Origin of the sequence: Bradyrhizobium altum, assembly GCF_020889705.1 — a bacterium.
GTDB classification, from domain to species: Bacteria; Pseudomonadota; Alphaproteobacteria; order Rhizobiales; family Xanthobacteraceae; genus Bradyrhizobium; species Bradyrhizobium altum.
On the sequence record NZ_JACMYP010000493.1, the window covers coordinates 1 to 2,600 of the forward strand.

Genomic DNA, 2,600 nt, shown 5'->3' on the forward strand with positions numbered 1-2,600 from the left:
TTTAGCCAGCAAGGGGACCGAGGAGTTGAACGTCTTGAAGCCACACCTGCAAAGCACGGTATTTACGCTACTCGATCGCAACGCCAGCCAGCGCGAGATCCACAGGCTGACGGGGGTCGACCGCAAGACGATCCGGCGTTACCGGGCGCTGTGGGCTGGTGCGGAGGCAAATTCCCCCGGGGAAGTGACCACCGGCCCGGTGAGCGTGGACGGCCAAATTCCTCCACCCCGACCACCGGCTTTTGGGGGGGCGGGTGCGACGGTCACCGGCAGCCAGGCCCGCTCGGCCTGCGAACCGCATCGGGCATGGATCGAAGAACAGGCCCGCCTGAAGCGAAATGCGCAGGCGATTTACCAGGACCTGGTCGATCGATTTGGCTTTCCGTCCAGCTACCAGAGCGTCAAGCGGTTTGTGCGCACGTTGCGGCACGCCGATCCCGAGCAGTTTGATCGCCTTGAGTTCCTCCCCGGCGAGGAAGCTCAGGTCGACTATGGCGAGGGCGCGCCGACGGTTGATCCGAAGCGTGGGCGGTACCGTCGTCCCCGCCTGTTCGTGATGACGCTGCGCTACTCGCGGCGGAGCTTCCGGCGGGTGGTCTGGCAATCCAGCCAGCAGGTCTGGGCGCAGCTTCACGAAGAAGCGTTCCGGTATTTTGGCGGGGTCCCCAGCTATGTCGTGCTCGACAACCTGAAAGAAGGCGGTCCTCAAGCCGGATTTGTACGAGCCCCAGCTCAACCCGATTTACAGCGCGATGCTGGCTCATTACGCCGTGGTCGCCGATCCCGCGCGCGTGGCCGATCCCAACCGGAAGGGGAGCGTCGAGAACGCGATTCAACATACCCAGGGCACCGCGCTGGCCGGACGGCGCTTCGAGACGCTGGAAGCCCAGAACGAGTTCTTGAGGCACTGGGAGGAGAACTGGGCTTCCAAACGCATCCACGGCAGCACGCGCCGTCAGGTCGAGGCGATGTTCCAGGAGGAGAAGCCGCACCTGCGGCCGTTGCCAGTGGCTGCCTTCCGCATCTTCACCGAGGTCGTTCGGACCGTCTGCGACGATACCACCGTGCGTGTTGATAGCAGCTATTACGCCGCGCGGCCTGCGCCCATCGGCAGCCAGGTCGTGGTGCGGATCTACGCCTCGACGATCGAGATCCGCGATCGCCATACCCATGCGCTGCTGCGCGTTCATCCCCGGATGGCGCATCCCGGTTCTGTCGTCCTGCCGACCAACGAGCGGCCGTTCAATCCGTCGCGGCAAACAGCCTTGCTGCTGTCGAGCGCCGGCCGCATCGGCCCGCAGACCAAGGCGCTGTGCCAGCAGATGTTTGACACCGAAGGGCGCGTCGGACAACGCGCGATGTGGGGCATTGTCGGGCTGAGCCGGAAGTATCCGGCACGGCTGGTCGAACAGGCTTGTGCGCACGCCATCGAGAACCGCATCTACCGTTACAAGCACGTGCGTGCGACCGTCGAGCGGCTGTTTGAACAGGCATTCGCGCAGATTGAAACGACGCCACCACCGACATCGCAGCTCATTCAGGATCATCCGCTGATCCGCGCCCCCGCCGAATACGGCGATCTCTTCAGCCGCGCTGTGCGGCGCGACGCCGGCGACAATGGCCGGCAGGCCGAGGCTCATCACGACGACCGCGCCCCTGTAACCCGCGCTCGTGTCGCCTGCGCAACCCCGACCAGCTCCGGCGCCACGAGCGCTCCCGCTGCGCCTTCTCAGCTCAAACTGGAGACCCAACCACATGATGACCATGCCGGAAATTGAGCGTTGCCTGCGACAGCTGCGCCTGTCAGGCGTCCGCGACACACTGCAGACGCGCGTGCTGCAGGCGCAGGGCGCCAACCAACCCTTCCTCGAGACCTTCTCCTTAATCTTGCAGGACGAACTGGATCGCCGCCAATCCCGTCTTATCGAGCGGCGATACCAGCAATCCGGGCTCGATGAAAAACTGACGCTCGCCGAGTTCGACTGGTCCTTCAATCCCAAATTGCCGCGCCAAACTTGCTTCCAGCTCCACACCCTGGCGTTCATTGCCGCCGGCGAGAACGCGCTGCTCGTCGGCAAAACTGGCACCGGGAAATCCCACATCGCCAAGGCGATTGCCTATCAGGCGATCCTGCAAAACCACAAGGTCCAGTATCTTGAGACCGACGACTTCTTCCACCGCTATGCCCTGAACTCCCCGGCGCAACGCGAGGTCCGGCTGAGAACCATCATCGACTGCGATTTCCTCGTGCTGGACGATCTGTTCCTCGCACGCGCCATCCCTGACGACGCTGGCGCATTGCTGCAGACCCTGATCCATCAGCGATACAAACTGCACCGCAGCGTCATCGTCACCTCCAATCGCGTCGTGCAGGATTGGGGGACATACCTGGGGGACAACACCATGAGCACGACGATCCTCGATCGCCTGATGCATCATTGCCATCTGCTTGAGTTCGACGGACGCAGCTATCGGCTCAAAGAGGCCGCTGAAGCTCTTGCCCGCGAAACAAAGGCAAACTAACAATCAACTTGTCCTGCCTCGCGGGTGGAGGAATTTGACTGACCGCACCCGGAGGAATTTGAAGTGACCCGCGGGGG

Annotated in this window: 1 protein-coding gene and 1 pseudogene; both read left to right on the plus strand. The window is 63.1% G+C overall.

Annotation, left to right across the window (positions count from 1 at the left end; translation table 11 throughout):
* Positions 1-25: 25 nt before the first annotated feature.
* Positions 26-1,778: pseudogene (gene istA / locus H8B02_RS46745) on the plus strand (IS21 family transposase).
* On the plus strand, positions 1,756-2,523 hold the full coding sequence (gene istB, locus H8B02_RS46750; RefSeq protein ID WP_229172440.1) for an IS21-like element IS1631 family helper ATPase IstB: 768 nt from the start codon (positions 1,756-1,758) through the stop codon (positions 2,521-2,523). The pseudogene istA and the gene istB overlap by 23 nt, the downstream one beginning before the upstream one ends.
* Positions 2,524-2,600 lie beyond the last annotated feature (77 nt).

Bases quoted from the DNA above. Each gene is read 5' to 3' on its own strand.
- istB (WP_229172440.1), top strand. From the start codon at position 1,756: ATGATGACCATGCCGGAAATTGAGCGTTGCCTGCGACAGCTGCGCCTG.